Below are 17,206 nucleotides of genomic sequence, written 5' to 3'. Positions count from 1 at the left end.
CGGCGAACTCAACGCGCGGCCGTGCGGCCGAACAGGCCGTTCGGGCGCCAGATCAGGATCACGATCATCATGGTGTAGATCACGAAAGGTCCCATCTTCGGGACGTAATATTTGGCGGCGACGTCGCCGATGCCGAGCAGCAGCGAGGCCAGAAACGGGCCGGTGATCGAGGACGAGCCGCCGACGGTGACCACAATCAGGAAGTAGATCATGAACTTCAGCGGAAAATACGGGTCGAGGCCGAGGATCTCGGCGCTCAGCGCGCCGCCGAGACCAGCCAGGCCGCAACCAAAAGCAAATGTGAAGGCGAACACCTGCGGCACGTTGATGCCGAGGCCGCTCGCGGCGCGGGGATCATCGACCGCAGCGCGTAGACGGCTGCCGAACCGCGTCTTCGCGAGCACCATCTGGAGAGCAATGGTGAGCAGCCCGCAGATCACGATGATCATCAGCCGGTAGCGGCCGACGCCGACGCCGAACACGTCGAACTGGCCCTGAAGCGCCGCCGGCAAATTGATGAAGACCCGCGACGAGCCCTGGATGTAGTCGACGGCCGCGACCGACATGAAGGTGAGGCCGATCGTGAACAGCACCTGGTCGAGATGGCTGCGCGCATAGAGGTGTCGGTACAGCGTGCGCTCGAGCACAATGCCGATCGCAGCAGAGGAGACGAAGGCAAGCGGCAATGCAGCGAAGAATGGCCAGCCCATCCGGTTGACCAGCACCATGCAGACATAGCCGCCGGCCATGGCGAAGGCGCCATGGGCGAGGTTGACGAAGTTCATCAAGCCGAGCGTGACCGCGAGCCCGCAAGCCAGCACGAACAGCAGCATGCCGTAGGCAACGCCATCGAACAGGTTGGTGAGGATTGAGGTCATCGTCTCAGCTTGGCGTTATCGTCATGACCGGGCTTGTCCCGGCCATCCACGTTCCTGGTTCGACTCTCGCGTGGATGCCCGGGTCAAGCCCGGGCATGACGAGAGTGGCGGGCGAGATCCCCGATGCGCGCTAATGCGCGCTCGGGGATGACGCGCTTTCGCGCGTCACTTCTTGGTCTTGCCGAGATCCTTGACGGCCTCGAAGGTCGCGAACTCGACGTTGTAGAGCTCGCCGTCGACCTTCTCGACCTTCCGGATGTAGATGTTCTGCACGATGTCGCGGGTCTCGGGGTCGATCGAGATCGGGCCGCGCGGGCTCTCCCACTTCTGGCCCTTCATGGCTTCGACCAGCTTGGTGCCGTCGGTGTCGCCATTGGTCTTCTTCAGTGCTTCGTAGATCAGATGAATGCCGTCATAGCCGCTCACCGCCATGAAGCCCGGCCGGTTTCCGTACGCCTTCTTGTAGGCCGCGACGAAATCCTTGTTCATCTGCGAGGGATGCGCCGCGGAATAAAGGTGTGCAGTGACCGTGCCCAGCACGGCGTCGCCCATGTTGTTGAGGAGGTCGTCGTCCGTCACGTCACCCGGTCCGATCACCTTGATGCCCGCCTTGTCGAGTCCGCGTTCGGCATACTGCTTCATGAAGTTGCCGCCCTGGCCGGCCGGCACGAACACGAAGATCGCGTCAGGCTTGGCATCCTTCATACGCTGGAGGAACGGTGCGAAATCGGGATTGGCAAGCGGCGTCTTCACCTCTTCGACCACCTCGCCGCCACCGGCGGTGAAGTTCTGCTTGAAGAAGTTGAGCGCGTCATTGCCCGGCGCGTAGTCCGAGGTCAGGGTCGCCACCTTCTTGATGCCGTTTTTCACCGCCCAGTCGGCGATGATGGTGGAGGACTGCGCCAGCGTGAAGCTGGTGCGCACGATATAGGGCGAGCGCTCGGTGATGATGGAGGTGCCGGCGGCCATCACGACTTCCGGGATCTTGGCTTGCGTGGCCAGCGGCGCCGCCGCGAGCGCGGCCGGCGTGACGCCGAAGCCGGCGATGAAATGGACCTTGTCGTTGACAATCAGCTCTTGCGCGGCGGTCTTGGTCTTGTCGGGAATCGCAGCATCGTCCTTGAGGATGATCTCGATTTTTTTGCCGGCGACGGTGTCGCCCTTCTGCTGCATGTAGAGCTTGATCGCGTTCTCGATCTGCTTGCCGGTCGAGGCCTGGCCGCCGGTCATCGGCAGGATCAGACCGACCTTGACGCTATCCTCGGCCTTGGCCGGAAGGACGGCCGTAAGGCCCACGATGGCGGCCGCTGCTGCGGCCCAGGCAGTCTTATGAGACAGTTTTTTGCGTTCGAACATCAGATGTCCCTCCCCTTCATTCCTGATCTCTTGTGCGCCGGACCGAGTGCCCGGTCCTTGCCTTAAATCGAGCTCACGCACGCGTGATGTCGCGCCACATGGCGTCTTTCGCGCCCTTATTGTCAATCGGACGTTTGGCGACCTTTCGGCGCAAGCCGAGCCTTCCGATTGCCAACGGCAGAAGCGATATCGGGTCACGTCCGGGTAACCCGGTATCGTGATCGTGGTCGCCATCATTTGTACGATTGTACAAACAAAATGGACCTGTCAACGAAAAAGCCCCATCTCCGACCAAACCACTTTGACGCGAGACGTTGCCGCAGTCTAGAAGCGCTGCCGGCCGGGTGCATGGAGGATTTGGTCTTTTGTTTGCAGAATTTGAACATCGGCAAGGTCTGAGTAGGTAGCCTCCGGTATCAAATTACCTACCTCGAATAAGTCTATTTTACCTGTTGAAGGCTACTCTCCCGACGACAGACTGACCTGGCGTCCAACACGCTGACTTCGCCTCCGTACAATGCCCAGATCCGCCCGTTCCCTCCTGATCCTCCTCGCGCTCTCCGCGGGCCTGTCCGGCTGCGGCACCGTCAACGAAAAGCTCTCGTCCGGCATGGGCGACTACGTCCCGCAATGGGCCGGCGGCTTGCCGGCGGACGCCCCGCCGCGGGCGGGCACGCCGCAATACGATGCCTTCATGAAGGAGCGCGAGCGCAAGCGGCTGATGCCGGCAGCGGATCGCGAAAAGGAGGAGCAGGCGCAAAAGGGCGCAACGGGCTCAGCGTCCGGCGCTGCGGTACGTTAAGTCGTGCCCCCTCGCCGCCTGCGGTGAGAGGTGAGTTCAGTCCACGAACACCACGGTCTTGCGGCCGTTGAGGATGACGCGGTCGTTGAGATGGTAGCGGATCGCGCGCGCCAGCACGCGGCGCTCGATGTCGCGGCCCTTGCGGACGAGATCCTCAGGCGTGTCGCGATGGCTGATGCGCTCGACGTCCTGGTCGATGATCGGGCCCTCGTCGAGGTCGCGCGTGACGTAGTGCGCGGTGGCGCCGATCAGCTTGACGCCACGCTCATGGGCCTGGTGATAGGGTTTTGCGCCCTTGAACCCCGGCAGGAACGAGTGGTGGATGTTGATGCAGCGTCCCGACAGATTAGCCGAGAGATCGTCGGACAATATCTGCATATAGCGGGCGAGCACGACGAGATCGGTTCCGGTCTTGGCGACGAGATCGAGGATCTGCGCCTCCTGCTCGCGCTTGGTCTCCTTCGTAACAGGCAGATAGTGGAACGGAACCCCGCCGAAATCGAGCCCGTCATAGACCTCGCGCGGGTGGTTGGAGACGATTGCGACCAAAGTCATCGGCAGCTCGCCGGTGCGCCAGCGATAGAGGATGTCGACCAGGCAGTGATCGGACTTCGACACCAGCAGCATCACCTTGCGATGCGCGGCCCGATCGCGCATCTGCCATTCCATGCCGAAACGCTCGGCGATCGCGGTAAAGCCGGTCTGGAGCGCCGACAGCTCCACGGCGAGATCGGCGGCGGTGAACACCACCCGCATGAAGAACTTATTGGTCTCGGTGTCGTCGAACTGTTGGGCGTCGAGGATGTTCTGTCCGGAATTCGCCAGGAAGGTCGACACCGCCGAGACGATGCCGGGACGATCCGGACAGGACAGGGTCAGGACATATTGATGATCGGGCATGGGCCTTGATGAAGGTTTGGGCAGCGGCTGCGGAACGCCCCGCGATTTGCGCCCTGCTCTATCACCGACCCCACCTTGCGCCAATCCCGACGGTGGAGTCAGGATGAACGTACGATTGCTTTGACTGACCGGAGTAGGCTCATGGCCGACCGCTTGAACGGCACCCGAATCCTGATCCTGGAAACGCGCGAGGAGGCGCAGTTTTCGAAGTTGCTGGCCGAGCAAGGCGCCGAGGTCGTGCAATGCCCGATGTTCACCATCCAGGATGCACCAGACCCCGCCCCGGTCGAGGCCTGGATCCGCCGCGCCATCGACAAGCCCTTCGACGACCTCGTGTTGATGACCGGCGAAGGGCTGCGGCGGATCATGAAGCGCGCCATCGCGCGAGGGCTCGACCAGGCTCTCGTGGCGGCGCTTGCCAGATCACGAAAGTTCACCCGCGGCCCCAAGCCCGGCAAGGCACTGCGCGAAATCGGACTCGAGGCGCAGCAGACCACAGAGAAGCCGACCACCGAGGGCGTGATCGAGATGCTCGGCAAGCTCGATCTGAAGGGGCACCGCCTCGGCCTTCAGCTCTATCCCGACAAGGATCACAATGCGCTGACCGATGCGCTTGCCGCGCAAGGTGCCGAGGTCGATGCCGTGCTGCCTTATGCTTACGATTCCAAGGCGGCGGATGCCAACATCGTCACCGCGATCGACGAGATGGCCGCCGGGCGAATCGATTCGATCGCGCTGACCAATCTTGGCCAGGTGCGCCGCCTGATTGAGGCCGCGAAGGCACATGGCAGCGAGGCGAAGCTGCGCGCAGGCCTGGAGCGGACGCTGATCGCGTCAGTGGGACCTGCTGTCTCGGGCGAGCTCGCGGCGCACGACCTGCGGACCGACGTCTCGCCTGCCGATGAAGCCTACTTCATGCGACCGCTGATCTCGGCGATGGCCACTGCGCTCCTGGAGCGGAAATCGAGAACCGCTGCGAGCTAGGAGCAGAGCGCGGGAGCGGCCTGCAGCTGCCCCCGATTGACACAAGCGTCACCGGCGCTACGGTCTCGCACAGAAGAAGAAATAACAAGGCAAGGGAATCGCCGTGATACGCGCCATCGCGCCTTGAGCACACCGGCACGCCCCTCCGCGCTCGCGCCATTTCGTATCCGCAATTATCGTTTCCAGTGGCCGTCCGACCTGCTCACCTCCTGGGCATTCGAGATCGAGACGCTGGTGCTCGGCTGGTACATCATGGTCGAGACCGGCTCGGTGCTGCTGCTCACCGTGCTCGCATCGCTCCAGTTCGTCGGGACATTGGTGGCGCCGGTGTTCGGCATGATCGGTGACCGCATGGGTCATCGCGATCTCCTGGTCGCGATGCGTCTTGCCTATATGGTGCTCGCGTCGACCATCATGACTCTGGCACTGACCGGTCATCTGACCCCGCCAGGCGTCATGATCATCGTCGCAATCATGGGCCTGATTCGCCCCTCGGATCTCGGCGTTCGCGGCGCGCTGCTTGCCGAGATCATGCCGAGCGAGCAATTGGTGGGCGCCATCAGCGTTGCGCGCACGACCCAGGACAGCGCGCGCATCGCCGGCGCGTTGACAGGCGCGGGGCTATTTGCCGTCCTCGGTATTGGCCTCGTTTACGTGGTGATCGTCTGCCTCTATTTCGTGGCCGCGCTGCTCATGCTCTGCCTGACCCGGCCGGAACGGACCATTGCCACAACTGATCTTCCGGCAGACGGCCGCGCCGTTTCGAGATTGCTGGGCGATCTGAAGGAAGGGATCGTCTACGCCTGGAATGGCGCGGGGATGCGCGCGGCGCTATGCGTCGCCTTCCTGGCCAACCTGACCGCATTTCCTTTCACCGGCGGGTTGCTGCCCTACATCGCGCGGGATATCTTTCACACCGACCAGACCGGCCTCGGTTATCTCTCCGCGAGCTTCGCCGTCGGCTCGCTGATCGGCTCCATCACGCTCAGCCTTGTCAGCGGAGTGCGCATTGCCCGGCTCCTGATCGGCGCGACGCTGGCCTGGTACGCCATGCTGCTGGTGTTCGTCGAGATCAGGACCATGCCGGTGGCGATGGCCTGCCTCGTGCTCGCCGGCATCGCCCAGAGCATGTCGATGATATCGGCTGCCGTGATCCTGATGCGGACGGCCAGCGCACATCTTCGCGGCCGCGTCATGGGCGTGCGCATGATGGTGATCTACGGCCTGCCGATTGGGCTCCTCGCGGCCGGCAGCCTGATCGACATCATCGGCTATTCCGCGACGGGGTCGCTCTATGCCGTCTCGGGGTTCATCGCAATGATGGCGATCGCGGTGCGCTGGCGCGCTGACCTCTGGCCGGTGCACGCCCCCGCCAATGGGCGCTAATCCCCGTAACCGCGCAACCGCTCGATATCGAGGATCGTGACGCCGCCATACTCCAGCCGGAGCAAGCCCTCTTTCTCCAGCCGGTTCAGCGCGCGGTTGGCATTCTGGCGGGACATGCCGGAAAGCGCGCCGATCTCTTCCTGGGTGATCTCCAGATGCGCGGTGGATTCCGGATAGAGGATCGGATTGAACAGCGAGGCGATGCTGCGAGCGAGCCGCGCGGTGGCATCCAGCGTGCGGTTGACCTCGAGCATGCCGATGAACTGGCCGAGCCGCTCGTTGAGCTGGCGAACCAGGAAGCGGTTGAAGCCGACGCTGTTCTCGAACAGCCACATGAAGGCGCTGCGTTCCATCAGCGCGACGCGGCTGTTGCGCAGCGCGACGACGTCATAGCGGCGCGGCTCGTTCTTGAGCACGCTGCCCTCGCCGAACCAGGCCCCCGCCGTCAGCCCGGCAAGACTCGTCTCCTTGCCGTCGCGCGAGACCCCGCCCATCCGGGCAAGCCCAAAGACCATGCCGGCCCAATAGTCGAACGTGTCGCCGCGCATGAAGACGGTTTCGCCGGTGCCGTAGGACCGCTCCGTGATCCCGGCACGAGCGACCTCGATCTCCGCTTGCGTGAGCTCGCGCGACCAGGCAGCGACGCGCTTCAATTGATCCTCTGAAATCATGAACCCGAAGCCCGCCGCACCGTTCGTCACTCCTGTTCTGCTGCAATGCAGCATGATCGTCTCGGCTACCATCAGACGAAAGATGGAGGCTGCGAGCGCCCAAAAAACTTTGTCGCAGAATTGTCAGGCGGGAGACATTTCAAAATAGCGCTTTCCCCTATTGAGGACCACCTCGGGCGATGCGGCTTTTGATCCCAAACGGGAACGAGAGCGGCGCGGCTCCGGTCGAGACCATCTGCTGCATGGCCTCACCGGCACGGCCGTACTAGGATCGCCCGACAGAACGGACGAAGAGCGCCACTGAATGCGCCATCACCGGGAGGGATCTGTTTGGTGGCTACCAGTCTTGAAGTGCGCGGCGTGTCCTTGCGATTCGGCGGCGTTCGTGCGCTGACCGATGTCGGCTTCGCCATCAGGGAAGGCGAGTTGTTCTCGATCATCGGCCCCAACGGTGCCGGCAAGACCTCGATCGTGAACTGTATTTCCGGCCGCTACAAGCCGACCGAAGGCCAGCTGTTCTACCAGGGCCGCGACATCACCGGCCTGACGCCCAACGCGCGCGCTTCGCTCGGCATCGGCCGCACCTTTCAGAACCTGGCGCTGTTCCACCACATGAGCGTGCTCGACAATATCATGGTCGGCCGCCATCACCTCCTGAAGAACAATTTTCTCACGGGCTCGCTGTACTGGCTCACCGGCGCGCGCAAGGAAGAGCTCGAGCACCGCCGCAAGGTCGAGGAGATCATCGATTTCCTCGATCTCCAATCGGTGCGAAAGGCGCCGGCCGGCACCCTCTCCTATGGTCTGCGCAAGCGCGTGGAACTCGCGCGCGCCATGGCACTGGAGCCACGCCTCATTCTCCTCGACGAGCCGATGGCCGGCATGAACTTCGAGGAGAAGGAGGACATGGCCCGCTACATCGTCGATCTCAACGAGGAGTTCGGCATGACCGTGGTGATGATCGAGCACGACATGGGCGTGGTAATGGACATCTCCCACCGCGTCATGGTGCTGGATTTCGGCCGCAAGATCGCCGAGGGCGATCCGGCCGCCGTGCTCGCCGATCCCCACGTCAGGCGCGCCTATCTCGGCGAAGAGGACGAGGTGCTGGTCGATCCTGACGATGCTCCGCCGGCGCAGGAGAGCGCGGCATGATGGATTACGCAGGCCGCGTCGCGCAGGCCGACACCTATCCGAAGATGCTCCGGCTCAATGCGAAGGAGTACGGCAACGAGATCGCGTTGCGCGAGAAGGATCTCGGGCTGTGGCGCCCGTTCACCTGGAACGCCTACCAGACGCGGGTGCGCGACTTCGCGCTCGGCCTGATCGAACTGGGCCTTGGGCGCGAAGATGTCGTCGGCATCATCGGCGACAACCGGCCGGACTGGGTCGCGGCGGAAATAGCAACCCACGCGATCGGAGGCTTGAGCCTCGGGCTATATCGTGACGTGCTCGACGAAGAAGCCTCTTATCTCCTCAATTATGGCGAGGCGCAGCTCGTTTTCGCCGAGGACGAGGAGCAGGTCGACAAGCTGCTTACGCTGGCCGACCGCGTCCCAAAGCTGAAGCACATCATCTATTCCGATCCGCGCGGCATGCGGAAATACGACGATCCGCGCTTGATGTCGGCGGAGACGTTTGCCGAACTCGGCCGGGCGCGGGCTACGCGCGAGCCGGAACTTTACGACCGGCTGGTGGACGCGACCAAGGGCGAGGACGTCGCGATCCTCTGCACGACATCAGGCACCACCTCGCATCCAAAGCTCGCGATGCTCGCGGCCGGCCGCGTGCTCGGCCACTGCGCGACATACCTCGCTTTCGATCCGAAAGGGCCGGACGACGAATACGTGTCGGTGCTGCCGCTGCCCTGGATCATGGAGCAGGTCTATGTACTGGGCAAAGGCCTCTTGTGCCGGATGAAGATCAACTTCGTCGAAGAGCCCGAGACCATGATGAACGATCTGCGTGAGATCGCACCGACGTTCATCCTGTTTGCACCGCGCGTTTGGGAATCAATCGCCGCCGACGTCCGCGCCAGGGTGATGGACGCAACGCCGTTCAAGCAGCGCCTGTTCGACATCGGCATGAAGAGCGGGCTTGCCGCGCTCGAACGGGGCGAGCGTTCCGGCTTTGCCGACGCGATCCTGTTCCGTGCATTGCGCGACCGCCTCGGCTTCACCCGCCTGCGTTCAGCCGCAACCGGCGGCGCGGCACTCGGGCCCGAGACCTTCAAGTTCTTCCAGGCCATGGGCGTGCCGCTGCGTACGCTCTACGGCCAGACCGAGCTGCTGGGGGCCTACACGCTGCATCCCGCGGGCAAGGTCGATCCCGACACGACAGGCGTGCCGATGGCCGACAGCGTCGAAATCCGCATCGACAATGCCGACGTTCACGGCGTCGGCGAAATCGTGGTGCGGCATCCCAACATGTTCCTCGGCTACTACAAGAACCCGGAGGCGAGCGTCGCTGACCTCAGGGATGGCTGGATGCTGTCCGGCGACGCCGGCTATTTCAACGCGAATCGCCAGCTCGTGGTCATCGACCGCATCAAGGATCTCGCCGAGACCTCGCGCGGCGACCGCTTCTCGCCGCAATTCATCGAGAACAAGTTGAAGTTCTCGGCTTATATCGCGGAAGCCGTGGTGCTTGGTGCAGGCCGCGACGCGCTCGCCGCCATGATCTGCATCCGCTACTCCATTATCTCGAAATGGGCGGAGAAGAACCGGCTCTCGTTTACGACCTACAGCGACCTGGCCTCACGGCCCGAGGTTTATGCGCTGCTCAAGAAGGAAGTCGAGACCGTCAACGCGACTCTGCCACCGGCACAGCGCATCTCCCGCTTCCTGCTGCTCTACAAGGAGCTCGACGCCGACGATGGCGAGCTCACCCGCACGCGGAAAGTGCGCCGCAGCGTCATCAACGAGAAATACGAAGGCATCATCGACGCGATCTACCGCGGCCAGGCCGACATCCCCGTGGACACCGTGATCCGCTTCCAGGACGGCACCACGCAAAGGGTGCGGACCACGCTGCGAGTGGTGGATCTCGGCGGACCGGGGCATTTGGCGGAGGCGGCGGAGTGAACTTCGTGGCAATCACAGGTGCAATGCGTATTGCGGCGCCCTCTCCCCTTGTGGGAGAGGGCATCTCCGCAGCCCGCTCCACCCTCACTTCGGCGAGGGGTCCTCTCTCCGCGCGTTCATTGCTGAGACAACCCCTCACCCGTCTTCGCTTCGCGAAGCCACTCTCTCCCACAAGGGGAGAGGGGAAGAGCGCGCCGGATTTGTCAGCGAGCACCACTTCATGAATACCGCCTTCCTCATTCAGCTCCTGGTCAACGGCCTCGTGGTCGGCACGCTCTATGGCGTGGTCGCGATGTCGTTTGTGCTGATCTACAAGGCTAGCCAGGTCGTCAATTTCGCGCAGGGCGAGCTCTTGCTTGTCGGCGCCTGGGTGTGCTGGACTTTGCTCGCGAAATACCAGGTGCCGTTCTGGATCGGCATGCCGATGACGCTGGTGTTCATGTTCGTGTTCGGCATCGCGGTGCAGGTCCTGATCCTGCGACCGATGATCGGCGAACCCATCATCTCGGTCATCATGGTGACGATCGGCCTCTCCACCGTGCTGCAGGCCACGCTGAAATGGATGTTCGGCGTCAATCCGCAGCCGTTCCCGCGCGTGTTCGAGAGCCAGTCCGTCAGCCTGCTCGGGCTCCAGATCCAGACCGTCTATGTCATGAGCCTCGTCGTCTCGATCGCGATGATGATTGGCATGGCCTGGTTCTTCCGCGCGTCAAAGTACGGCCTTGCGATGCGCGCCACTGCGTTCAACCAACAGGTCGCGCAATCGCTCGGCATTTCCGTGAAAAGCGTGTTCGCGATGGCCTGGGCGATCTCCGCAACGGTGTCGGCGGTTGCAGGCGTTGTGGTCGCGGTCGTGAACGGCGTATCCTCGGGCCTTGCCGCCTATGGGATCAAAGTGTTTCCGGCTGCGATCCTCGGCGGGCTCGATTCCGTCGGCGGTGCCGTGCTCGGCGGCATCATCATCGGATTACTCGAGAACATCGCGCAATATGTCGACAGCGAATACCTTCACTGGGGCAATCTCTACGAGATCGCGCCGTTCTACGTCCTCATCATCGTGCTGATGATCAAGCCCTACGGCCTGTTCGGCACCCACGACATCGAACGGATCTGATCCATGGCCGGCCCCGCCCTCATCCCTGCTGGTGATTTCCGCACCTCTTACGCGGCCGACACCACGATCTTCCCGACCGCCACCAGCCGCAATTTTGCGATCGCCGGCGTGCTGGCGCTGTGTCTCGTGCCGCAATTCCTTGGCGGCTATTGGCTCAGCATCCTGATCCAGATCGGCATCTTCTCGATTGCTGCGCTTGGCCTCAACATCCTGGTCGGCTTCACCGGCCAAATTTCGATCGGCCATGCCGCTTTCTTCCTGCTCGGCGCCTTCACCTCGGCCTACATCTCCAACAGCACATCGATCCCGGTGTTCTTCGCGATCCCCCTCGCGGGCGTCGTCACTGCGCTGGTCGGGCTGATCTTCGGCATCCCGGCGGCGCGGCTGAAGGGGCTTTATCTCGTGATCGCGACGCTCGCAGCACAATACATCCTGCTCGACTTCTTCTCCCGCGCCGAATGGTTCACCGGCGGCTCGGTGCCGGCCAGCGCCAATCCGTTTTCGATCTTCGGCTACACGCTGCGCGGCGACAGGCAATATTTCTATGTCGTACTCGCCTACGTGGTTGCAAGCTACGTCCTCGTCACCAATCTGATGCGCACCCGCGACGGCCGCGCGCTGGTGGCGATTCGCGACCATTATCTCTCCGCGGAGATCATGGGCATCAATCTCACCAAGTATCGCACGTTGTCATTTGGGCTCGCCGCCTTCTTCGCCGGCATCGCTGGCGCGCTCTACGCACACTACCAGCTCGTGGTGTCGCAAGAGGGCTTCGGCATCGAACGCTCGATCCTGTTCCTGGCCATGATCATCATCGGCGGCACCGGTTCGATCATGGGCACGCTGATGGGTACCGCGTTCGTGGTGCTGCTGCCCGAGACGATGGAGTTCCTCAGCGTGGCGCTGAAGGGCGGCGCGATCGACAAGGCGCTGTCGCTGAACAACAACATCACCTTCCTGCGCGAGATCGCGATCGGGGTGATCATCATCGCGTTCCTAATGTTCGAGCCGGATGGGCTCGCCCATCGCTGGCGGCAGATCAAGGCGTACTGGAAACTCTACCCGTTCTCGCATTGAGCGCGGGCAACTCGCAAACCAACAAATAAACAGGAGGAGGCAACCAATGAAAACTAAATCCCTTTTGAGCACCGCGTCACTTGCGCTGGCGATCGCCGCATTCTCGTCAGGCGCGCAGGCGCAGATCGCAATCGGGCATCTCGCCGATTATTCCGGCGGCACGTCCGACGTCGGCACGCCCTACGGCCAAGCCGTCGCCGACACCTTCGCCTGGGTCAACAAGAACGGCGGCGTCGGCGGCAAGCAGCTCAACGTCGACACCAACGACTATGGCTACCAGGTGCCGCGCGCGATCGCACTCTACAAGAAGTGGTCGGCGCCGGACTCCAAGGTCGCGGCGATCATGGGCTGGGGTACGGCAGACACCGAGGCGCTGACCGGCTTCCTCGCACAAGATAAAATCCCCGACCTCTCCGGCTCCTACGCCGCCGCCCTCACCGATCCCGAAGGTGTCAGCGGCAAGGCCAAGCCCGCGCCCTATAATTTCTTCTATGGTCCGAGCTATTCGGACTCGCTGCGCGCGATGCTGATGTGGGCAGCCGAAGACTGGAAGGCCAAGGGCAAGTCCGGCAAGCCGAAATTCGTCCACATGGGGGCCAACCACCCTTATCCGAACGCGCCGAAGGCCGCCGGCGAAGCCATGGCGCAGGAGCTCGGCTTCGAGGTGCTGCCGCCGCTGGTGTTCGCGCTCGCGCCGGGTGACTACAGCGCGCAGTGCCTGAGCCTGAAATCCTCAGGCGCCAACTACGCCTATCTCGGCAACACCGCCGCGTCCAACATCTCGGTGATGAAGGCCTGCAAGACCGCCGGCGTCGACATCCAGTTCATGGGCAATGTCTGGGGCATGGACGAGAACGCCGCCAAGACCGCAGGCGATGCCGCCGACGGCGTGATCTTCCCGCTGCGCACCGCGGTCAGCTGGGGCGGCGATGCGCCCGGCATGAAAACGGTGATGGAGATCTCGAAGATGTCCGACCCGACCGGCAAGGTCTATCGGCCGGTGCACTACATCGCGGCGGTGTGCTCGGCGCTCTACATGAAGGAGGCGATCGATTGGGCCGCCAAGAACGGCGGCGCCACCGGCGAGAACGTCGCCAAGGGCTTCTACCAGAAGAAGGACTGGGTGCCGGCCGGAATGGAGGGCGTCTGTAATCCCTCGACCTGGACCGACAAGGACCACCGCGGCACGCTGAAGGTCGACCTCTACCGCACCAAGATTGCGGGAGCGACCGACGGCGACCTCAACGACCTCATGGCCAAGGGCGCGATCAAGCTCGAGAAGGTCAAGACCGTCGAGCTCCCGCGCAAGCCGGAATTGCTGGGCTGGTGAGCTTAGCGCTCACCTCACACACAAATGTCATCCCCCGCCTTGTGCGCAGCGCGCACTGGAGCGGGGGATCCAGTACGCCGGGGCCTCTCCGTGAGTCTCAGGCGTCTCTGGAATACTGGGTCGCCCGGTCAAGCCGGGCGACGACAGCGGAGTATGAGGCATGACCGAAATTCACGAAACAGCAGCTCGTCCCTCCCCCGGCATCGTACCCGCACCGCCTCTCCTTGCCGTGCGCAACATCGAGGTCGTCTATGACGACGTCATCCTGGTGCTGCGCGGTCTCAGCCTCGACGTGCCCAAGGGCGCGATCGTGGCGCTGCTCGGCGCCAACGGCGCCGGCAAGTCGACGACGCTGAAGGCTATCTCCGGGCTGCTCAAGACCGAGGACGGCGAAGTCACGCGCGGCGAGATCCTGTTCGAGGGCGAGCGCATCAACGGCATCGACCCCGACAAGATCGTCCGCCGCGGCATCTTCCAGGTGATGGAGGGCCGGCGCATCGTCGCCGACATGACCTCGCTGGAAAATCTCAAGCTCGGCGCCTTCACCCGCAGGGACCGCGAGGTCGGCGCCGATCTCGATATGGTCTTCAACTATTTCCCGCGTCTGAAGGAGCGCACCGGGCTTGCCGGTTATCTCTCCGGCGGCGAACAGCAGATGCTCGCGATCGGCCGCGCACTGATGGCGCGCCCGAAGATGATCCTGATGGACGAACCCTCGATGGGCCTGTCGCCTCTGCTGGTGAAAGAGGTGTTCTCGATCATCCACAAGATCAACCGTGACCTCGGCGTCACCATTCTCCTGGTCGAGCAGAACGCCCGCGCCGCGCTGTCGGTGGCAAGCCACGGCTACATCATGGAGCAGGGCAAGGTCGTGCTCGACGGCACCGCGGACGAATTGCGCGACAACGAGGACGTCAAGGAATTCTACCTCGGCGGCGCCGGCGACCAGCGCAAGAGCTTCAAGAACCTCAAAAGCTTCAAGCGGCGCAAGCGCTGGCTTTAACCTTCCAATACCTGTTCCGCTTCCGTGACTGCGCAGAGAACATGATACAACGACGACGCAGGAATGGTGTCGATCAGCGATTTGCCGTCGCGCTCGAACTGGTCGTACCAGCCGCCCCGCACGGGATGGCTGAGATAATGCCGTTCGAGCCGCGCCAGCGCCACGCGCGCCTCGTCCGCCGCGCCCGCCTCGCCGGATTCGGCCTGCGCGATCCACGCCTTCGCAATCTCGGTCTGTGGCCACAGCCGGCGCGTAGTGCGGCGAATGTTGCCGGCGTCGTCACCCTCGTCGATCAGGCAGCCGGTGGCCTCGTCGCGATAGCGCAGCGCGGTTTCCAGCAGCTCGGCGCGCCGCTGTCCGGTCGGGCAGCCCGTGATGCGTTCGAACCCCTTCAGCAACCAGACCCATTCCGCCTGGTGGCCGGGCTCGACGCTGACCGGCGCGATCTTCGACCAGTCCTCTTCGAAATATTCGCCGAGCGCGCGCGTCCGCTTGTCGTAGAGATTGGCGAGGAACAGCGCGAAGAACTCGCCGGCACGGTTCTGGAACGACAAGTCGTGGGTTGCGTCGAAGCACGCGATCATCGCCTCGAACAGATGCATGTGCGGGTTCTGCCGGCGCGGCAGCGAGACCGGAAGGCCTTCGTGGACGCCGCCGTGCGGCGAGCGCAGATGGCCATCGAGGAAGGCGAGCAGCGCGTCGATCTCGGTGCGAATTTGTGCGTCCTGGTCGAGCGCATAGACGGCCGCGAGCGCAAACAGGATGAAGGCGTGGTCGTAGGCGTCGCGGCGGGCGTCCAGCACCGCGCCCTCCGGCGTCAGCCGGTGCACGTAGCCGGGCCGGCCGTCGGGCGTCTTTGCCTTGGCGAGCAGATGCTCGAGGCCCTTCAGTGCGACGGCGCGCCCCTCAGGGTACCAGCCCACCTGCGCAGCCTTGGCGTAGCACCAGATCTGGCGGGCCTGCACGAATACCCGGCGCGGCGCGGTCACGTCCGCCGTGCCGTCACGATGCAGCCGATCGATGAAACCACCCGCGCCATGGTCCCAGCCGACCGTCGACCACAACGGCAGCGCCTCGTCGATGATGCGGCGCTTCAGGCGCGGCACGACGTCCGACGCCTCGTCCGCCGCACTGATTCCCTCGTCCGCCATCGCGTCCTCTTCAAACCTCGTCCATGGCCGTCTGATACCCATGCCGGCGGCGGCACGCAACGGATGCCAACACGGAAAGATCAGCCATGACCGCCCATTACGACGCCCTCGAGACGCGCGAGCAAGCCGCGCGCGAGGCCGATCTGTTCGCCCGCCTGCCCGGCGTGCTGCGCTCTGCGATGACCGCGCCCGCCTATGCTGATCGGCTGAAAGGCCTGGATCCGGCTGCCGTGACCTCCAGGGCGGCATTGGCGGGCCTCCCAGTGCTGCGCAAGTCGGAACTGCCGGCCCTGCACAAGGCCTCCACCCCGTTCGGAGGGTTCGTCGCGGCGGCGCCCGGCTCGTTCGCCCGCCTCTTCACCTCCCCCGGGCCGATTTTCGAGCCGGAGGGGCGGCAGGCCGATCCGTGGCGCGGCGCACGGGCGCTGTTCGCGGCCGGGTTCCGGCCCGACGACATCGTGCTCAACACCTTCAGCTATCATCTCACTCCCGGCGGCTTCATCTTCGATGCGTCGGCCCGCGCGCTCGGTTGCGCCGTGATCCCGGCCGGTCCAGGGAATACCGAGCAGCAATTCGAGCTGATCGAGGCCTACCGTCCCGTCGGCTACAGCGGCACGCCGGACTTCCTGAAGATCTTGCTCGATGCTGCCGCAAGCTCAGGACGCGACGTCTCCTCGATCAAGCGCGCGCTGGTCTCGGGCGCGGCCTTCCCGCCCTCGCTCCAGGCGGAGATCAAGACGCGCGGCATCGACGCCTACCAGGCCTTTGGCACCGCCGATCTCGGCCTCATCGCCTTCGAGACGAGCGCGCGCGACGGCATGGTCGTGAACGAGGATCTGATCATGGAGATCGTCAAGCCCGGCACCGGCGATCCCGTGGCGTCCGGCGACGTCGGCGAGATCGTCGTGACTTCGCTCGACCCGCACCATCCCTGGATCCGACTCGCTCTCGGCGACCTCACCGCGGCACTGCCGGGGACCAGCCCCTGCGGGCGCACCAACATGCGCATCAAGGGTTGGATGGGCCGCGCCGACCAGACCACCAAGGTCAAGGGCATGTTCGTCCGCCCGGAGCAGGTCGCCGAGATCGGCAACCGCCATCCCGCGCTCGGAAGATTACGCCTCGTCGTCGCGCGCCAGGGCGAGGCCGATGCAATGACGCTGAAAGCGGAGACGGCGGTCGCAAACGACGCGTTGCGCGAGGAGATTGCAGGCACCTTGCGCGCAGTGACGAAGCTCGGAGGCGAAGTTGAATTGGTGAGGCCCGGCGCGCTGCCGAACGACGGCAAGGTGATCGCGGACGAGCGGTAACGCTGACCTCGTTCTGGTAACAGCGAATATTTCACAACGCTGAGCCCCGTTCAGGTGTAAATCTGCGCAAAACTCCCGGAATATCCGAGACTTGCGCGGCTCTGGCGAGCAGCGGGTGGAAAATAACAGGGAATTCCAAACCGCTATCAGGGAATTGCCGG

The 17,206-nt window shown here is 63.7% G+C and carries 15 protein-coding genes; 10 read left to right on the top strand and 5 right to left on the bottom strand.

Annotation, left to right across the window (positions count from 1 at the left end; genetic code table 11):
• Positions 1 to 8: 8 nt before the first annotated feature.
• Together IVB40_RS11835 and IVB40_RS11830 are read right to left on the bottom strand one after the other, a co-directional pair.
• Positions 9 to 878, bottom strand: coding sequence for a branched-chain amino acid ABC transporter permease (locus IVB40_RS11835; protein WP_247818917.1), 870 nt, complete (start codon positions 876 to 878; stop codon positions 9 to 11).
• A 165-nt stretch (positions 879 to 1,043) separates the two neighbouring features.
• Positions 1,044 to 2,234, bottom strand: a complete 1,191-nt coding sequence (locus IVB40_RS11830; protein WP_027566804.1) for an ABC transporter substrate-binding protein — start codon at positions 2,232 to 2,234, stop codon at positions 1,044 to 1,046.
• Between the two features lie 517 nt (positions 2,235 to 2,751).
• Between IVB40_RS11830 and IVB40_RS11825 the strand changes: the two genes are divergently transcribed.
• Complete coding sequence (locus IVB40_RS11825; protein ID WP_247290188.1) at positions 2,752 to 3,036, top strand: hypothetical protein; 285 nt, start codon at positions 2,752 to 2,754, stop codon at positions 3,034 to 3,036.
• Between the two features lie 36 nt (positions 3,037 to 3,072).
• Here IVB40_RS11825 and purU read toward each other — a convergent pair whose 3' ends face one another.
• On the bottom strand, positions 3,073 to 3,936 hold the full coding sequence (purU, locus tag IVB40_RS11820) for a formyltetrahydrofolate deformylase (RefSeq protein ID WP_247362688.1): 864 nt from the start codon (positions 3,934 to 3,936) through the stop codon (positions 3,073 to 3,075).
• Between the two features lie 141 nt (positions 3,937 to 4,077).
• Between purU and IVB40_RS11815 the strand changes: the two genes are divergently transcribed.
• Together IVB40_RS11815 and IVB40_RS11810 are read left to right on the top strand one after the other, a co-directional pair.
• Positions 4,078 to 4,920: a uroporphyrinogen-III synthase gene (locus IVB40_RS11815; RefSeq protein ID WP_247818916.1), complete on the top strand. Its 843-nt coding sequence runs from the start codon at positions 4,078 to 4,080 to the stop codon at positions 4,918 to 4,920.
• 123 nt (positions 4,921 to 5,043) lie between these two features.
• Positions 5,044 to 6,306, top strand: coding sequence for an MFS transporter (locus IVB40_RS11810; RefSeq protein WP_247400503.1), 1,263 nt, complete (start codon positions 5,044 to 5,046; stop codon positions 6,304 to 6,306).
• On the opposite strand, the gene IVB40_RS11805 is transcribed toward IVB40_RS11810, so the two are convergent.
• Positions 6,303 to 6,977 carry a Crp/Fnr family transcriptional regulator gene (locus IVB40_RS11805; RefSeq protein WP_106946375.1) on the bottom strand — a complete coding sequence of 225 codons (675 nt, stop codon included), beginning with the start codon at positions 6,975 to 6,977 and terminating at the stop codon, positions 6,303 to 6,305. The genes IVB40_RS11810 and IVB40_RS11805 overlap by 4 nt on opposite strands.
• 333 nt (positions 6,978 to 7,310) lie before the next feature.
• Between IVB40_RS11805 and IVB40_RS11800 the strand changes: the two genes are divergently transcribed.
• The 6 genes from IVB40_RS11800 (at position 7,311) to IVB40_RS11775 (ending at position 14,584) form a co-directional block, all read left to right on the top strand.
• On the top strand, positions 7,311 to 8,132 hold the full coding sequence (locus IVB40_RS11800; protein ID WP_007601963.1) for an ABC transporter ATP-binding protein: 822 nt from the start codon (positions 7,311 to 7,313) through the stop codon (positions 8,130 to 8,132).
• Positions 8,129 to 10,060: a long-chain fatty acid--CoA ligase gene (locus IVB40_RS11795; protein ID WP_247290196.1), complete on the top strand. Its 1,932-nt coding sequence runs from the start codon at positions 8,129 to 8,131 to the stop codon at positions 10,058 to 10,060. The genes IVB40_RS11800 and IVB40_RS11795 overlap by 4 nt, the downstream gene beginning before the upstream one ends.
• A gap of 220 nt (positions 10,061 to 10,280) precedes the next feature.
• The gene (locus tag IVB40_RS11790; protein WP_027519025.1) at positions 10,281 to 11,174 is read left to right on the top strand and encodes a branched-chain amino acid ABC transporter permease; all 894 of its coding nucleotides are present in this window, start codon (positions 10,281 to 10,283) and stop codon (positions 11,172 to 11,174) included.
• 3 nt (positions 11,175 to 11,177) lie between these two features.
• Complete coding sequence (locus IVB40_RS11785) at positions 11,178 to 12,251, top strand: branched-chain amino acid ABC transporter permease (RefSeq protein WP_027519026.1); 1,074 nt, start codon at positions 11,178 to 11,180, stop codon at positions 12,249 to 12,251.
• Between the two features lie 46 nt (positions 12,252 to 12,297).
• A complete protein-coding gene (locus IVB40_RS11780) occupies positions 12,298 to 13,581 on the top strand; it encodes an ABC transporter substrate-binding protein (RefSeq protein WP_247290198.1) in 1,284 nt (427 codons plus the stop codon).
• Positions 13,582 to 13,741: 160 nt separating this feature from the next.
• Positions 13,742 to 14,584, top strand: coding sequence for an ABC transporter ATP-binding protein (locus IVB40_RS11775; RefSeq protein WP_247290200.1), 843 nt, complete (start codon positions 13,742 to 13,744; stop codon positions 14,582 to 14,584).
• On the opposite strand, the gene IVB40_RS11770 is transcribed toward IVB40_RS11775, so the two are convergent.
• Entirely contained in the window at positions 14,581 to 15,735 is a 1,155-nt protein-coding gene (locus IVB40_RS11770) for an AGE family epimerase/isomerase (RefSeq protein ID WP_247290202.1), read from the bottom strand. The two genes, IVB40_RS11775 and IVB40_RS11770, sit on opposite strands and share 4 nt — an antisense overlap.
• 86 nt (positions 15,736 to 15,821) lie before the next feature.
• On the opposite strand from IVB40_RS11770, the gene IVB40_RS11765 reads away from it, so the two are divergent.
• Entirely contained in the window at positions 15,822 to 17,045 is a 1,224-nt protein-coding gene (locus IVB40_RS11765) for an AMP-binding protein (RefSeq protein ID WP_247290203.1), read from the top strand.
• Positions 17,046 to 17,206 lie beyond the last annotated feature (161 nt).

The organism is Bradyrhizobium sp. 40, from assembly GCF_023100925.1.
Classification (GTDB): Bacteria; Pseudomonadota; Alphaproteobacteria; order Rhizobiales; family Xanthobacteraceae; genus Bradyrhizobium.
The sequence above is the reverse complement of the archived record's forward strand: the minus strand, read 5'-3'. Positions and strand labels throughout refer to the sequence as shown.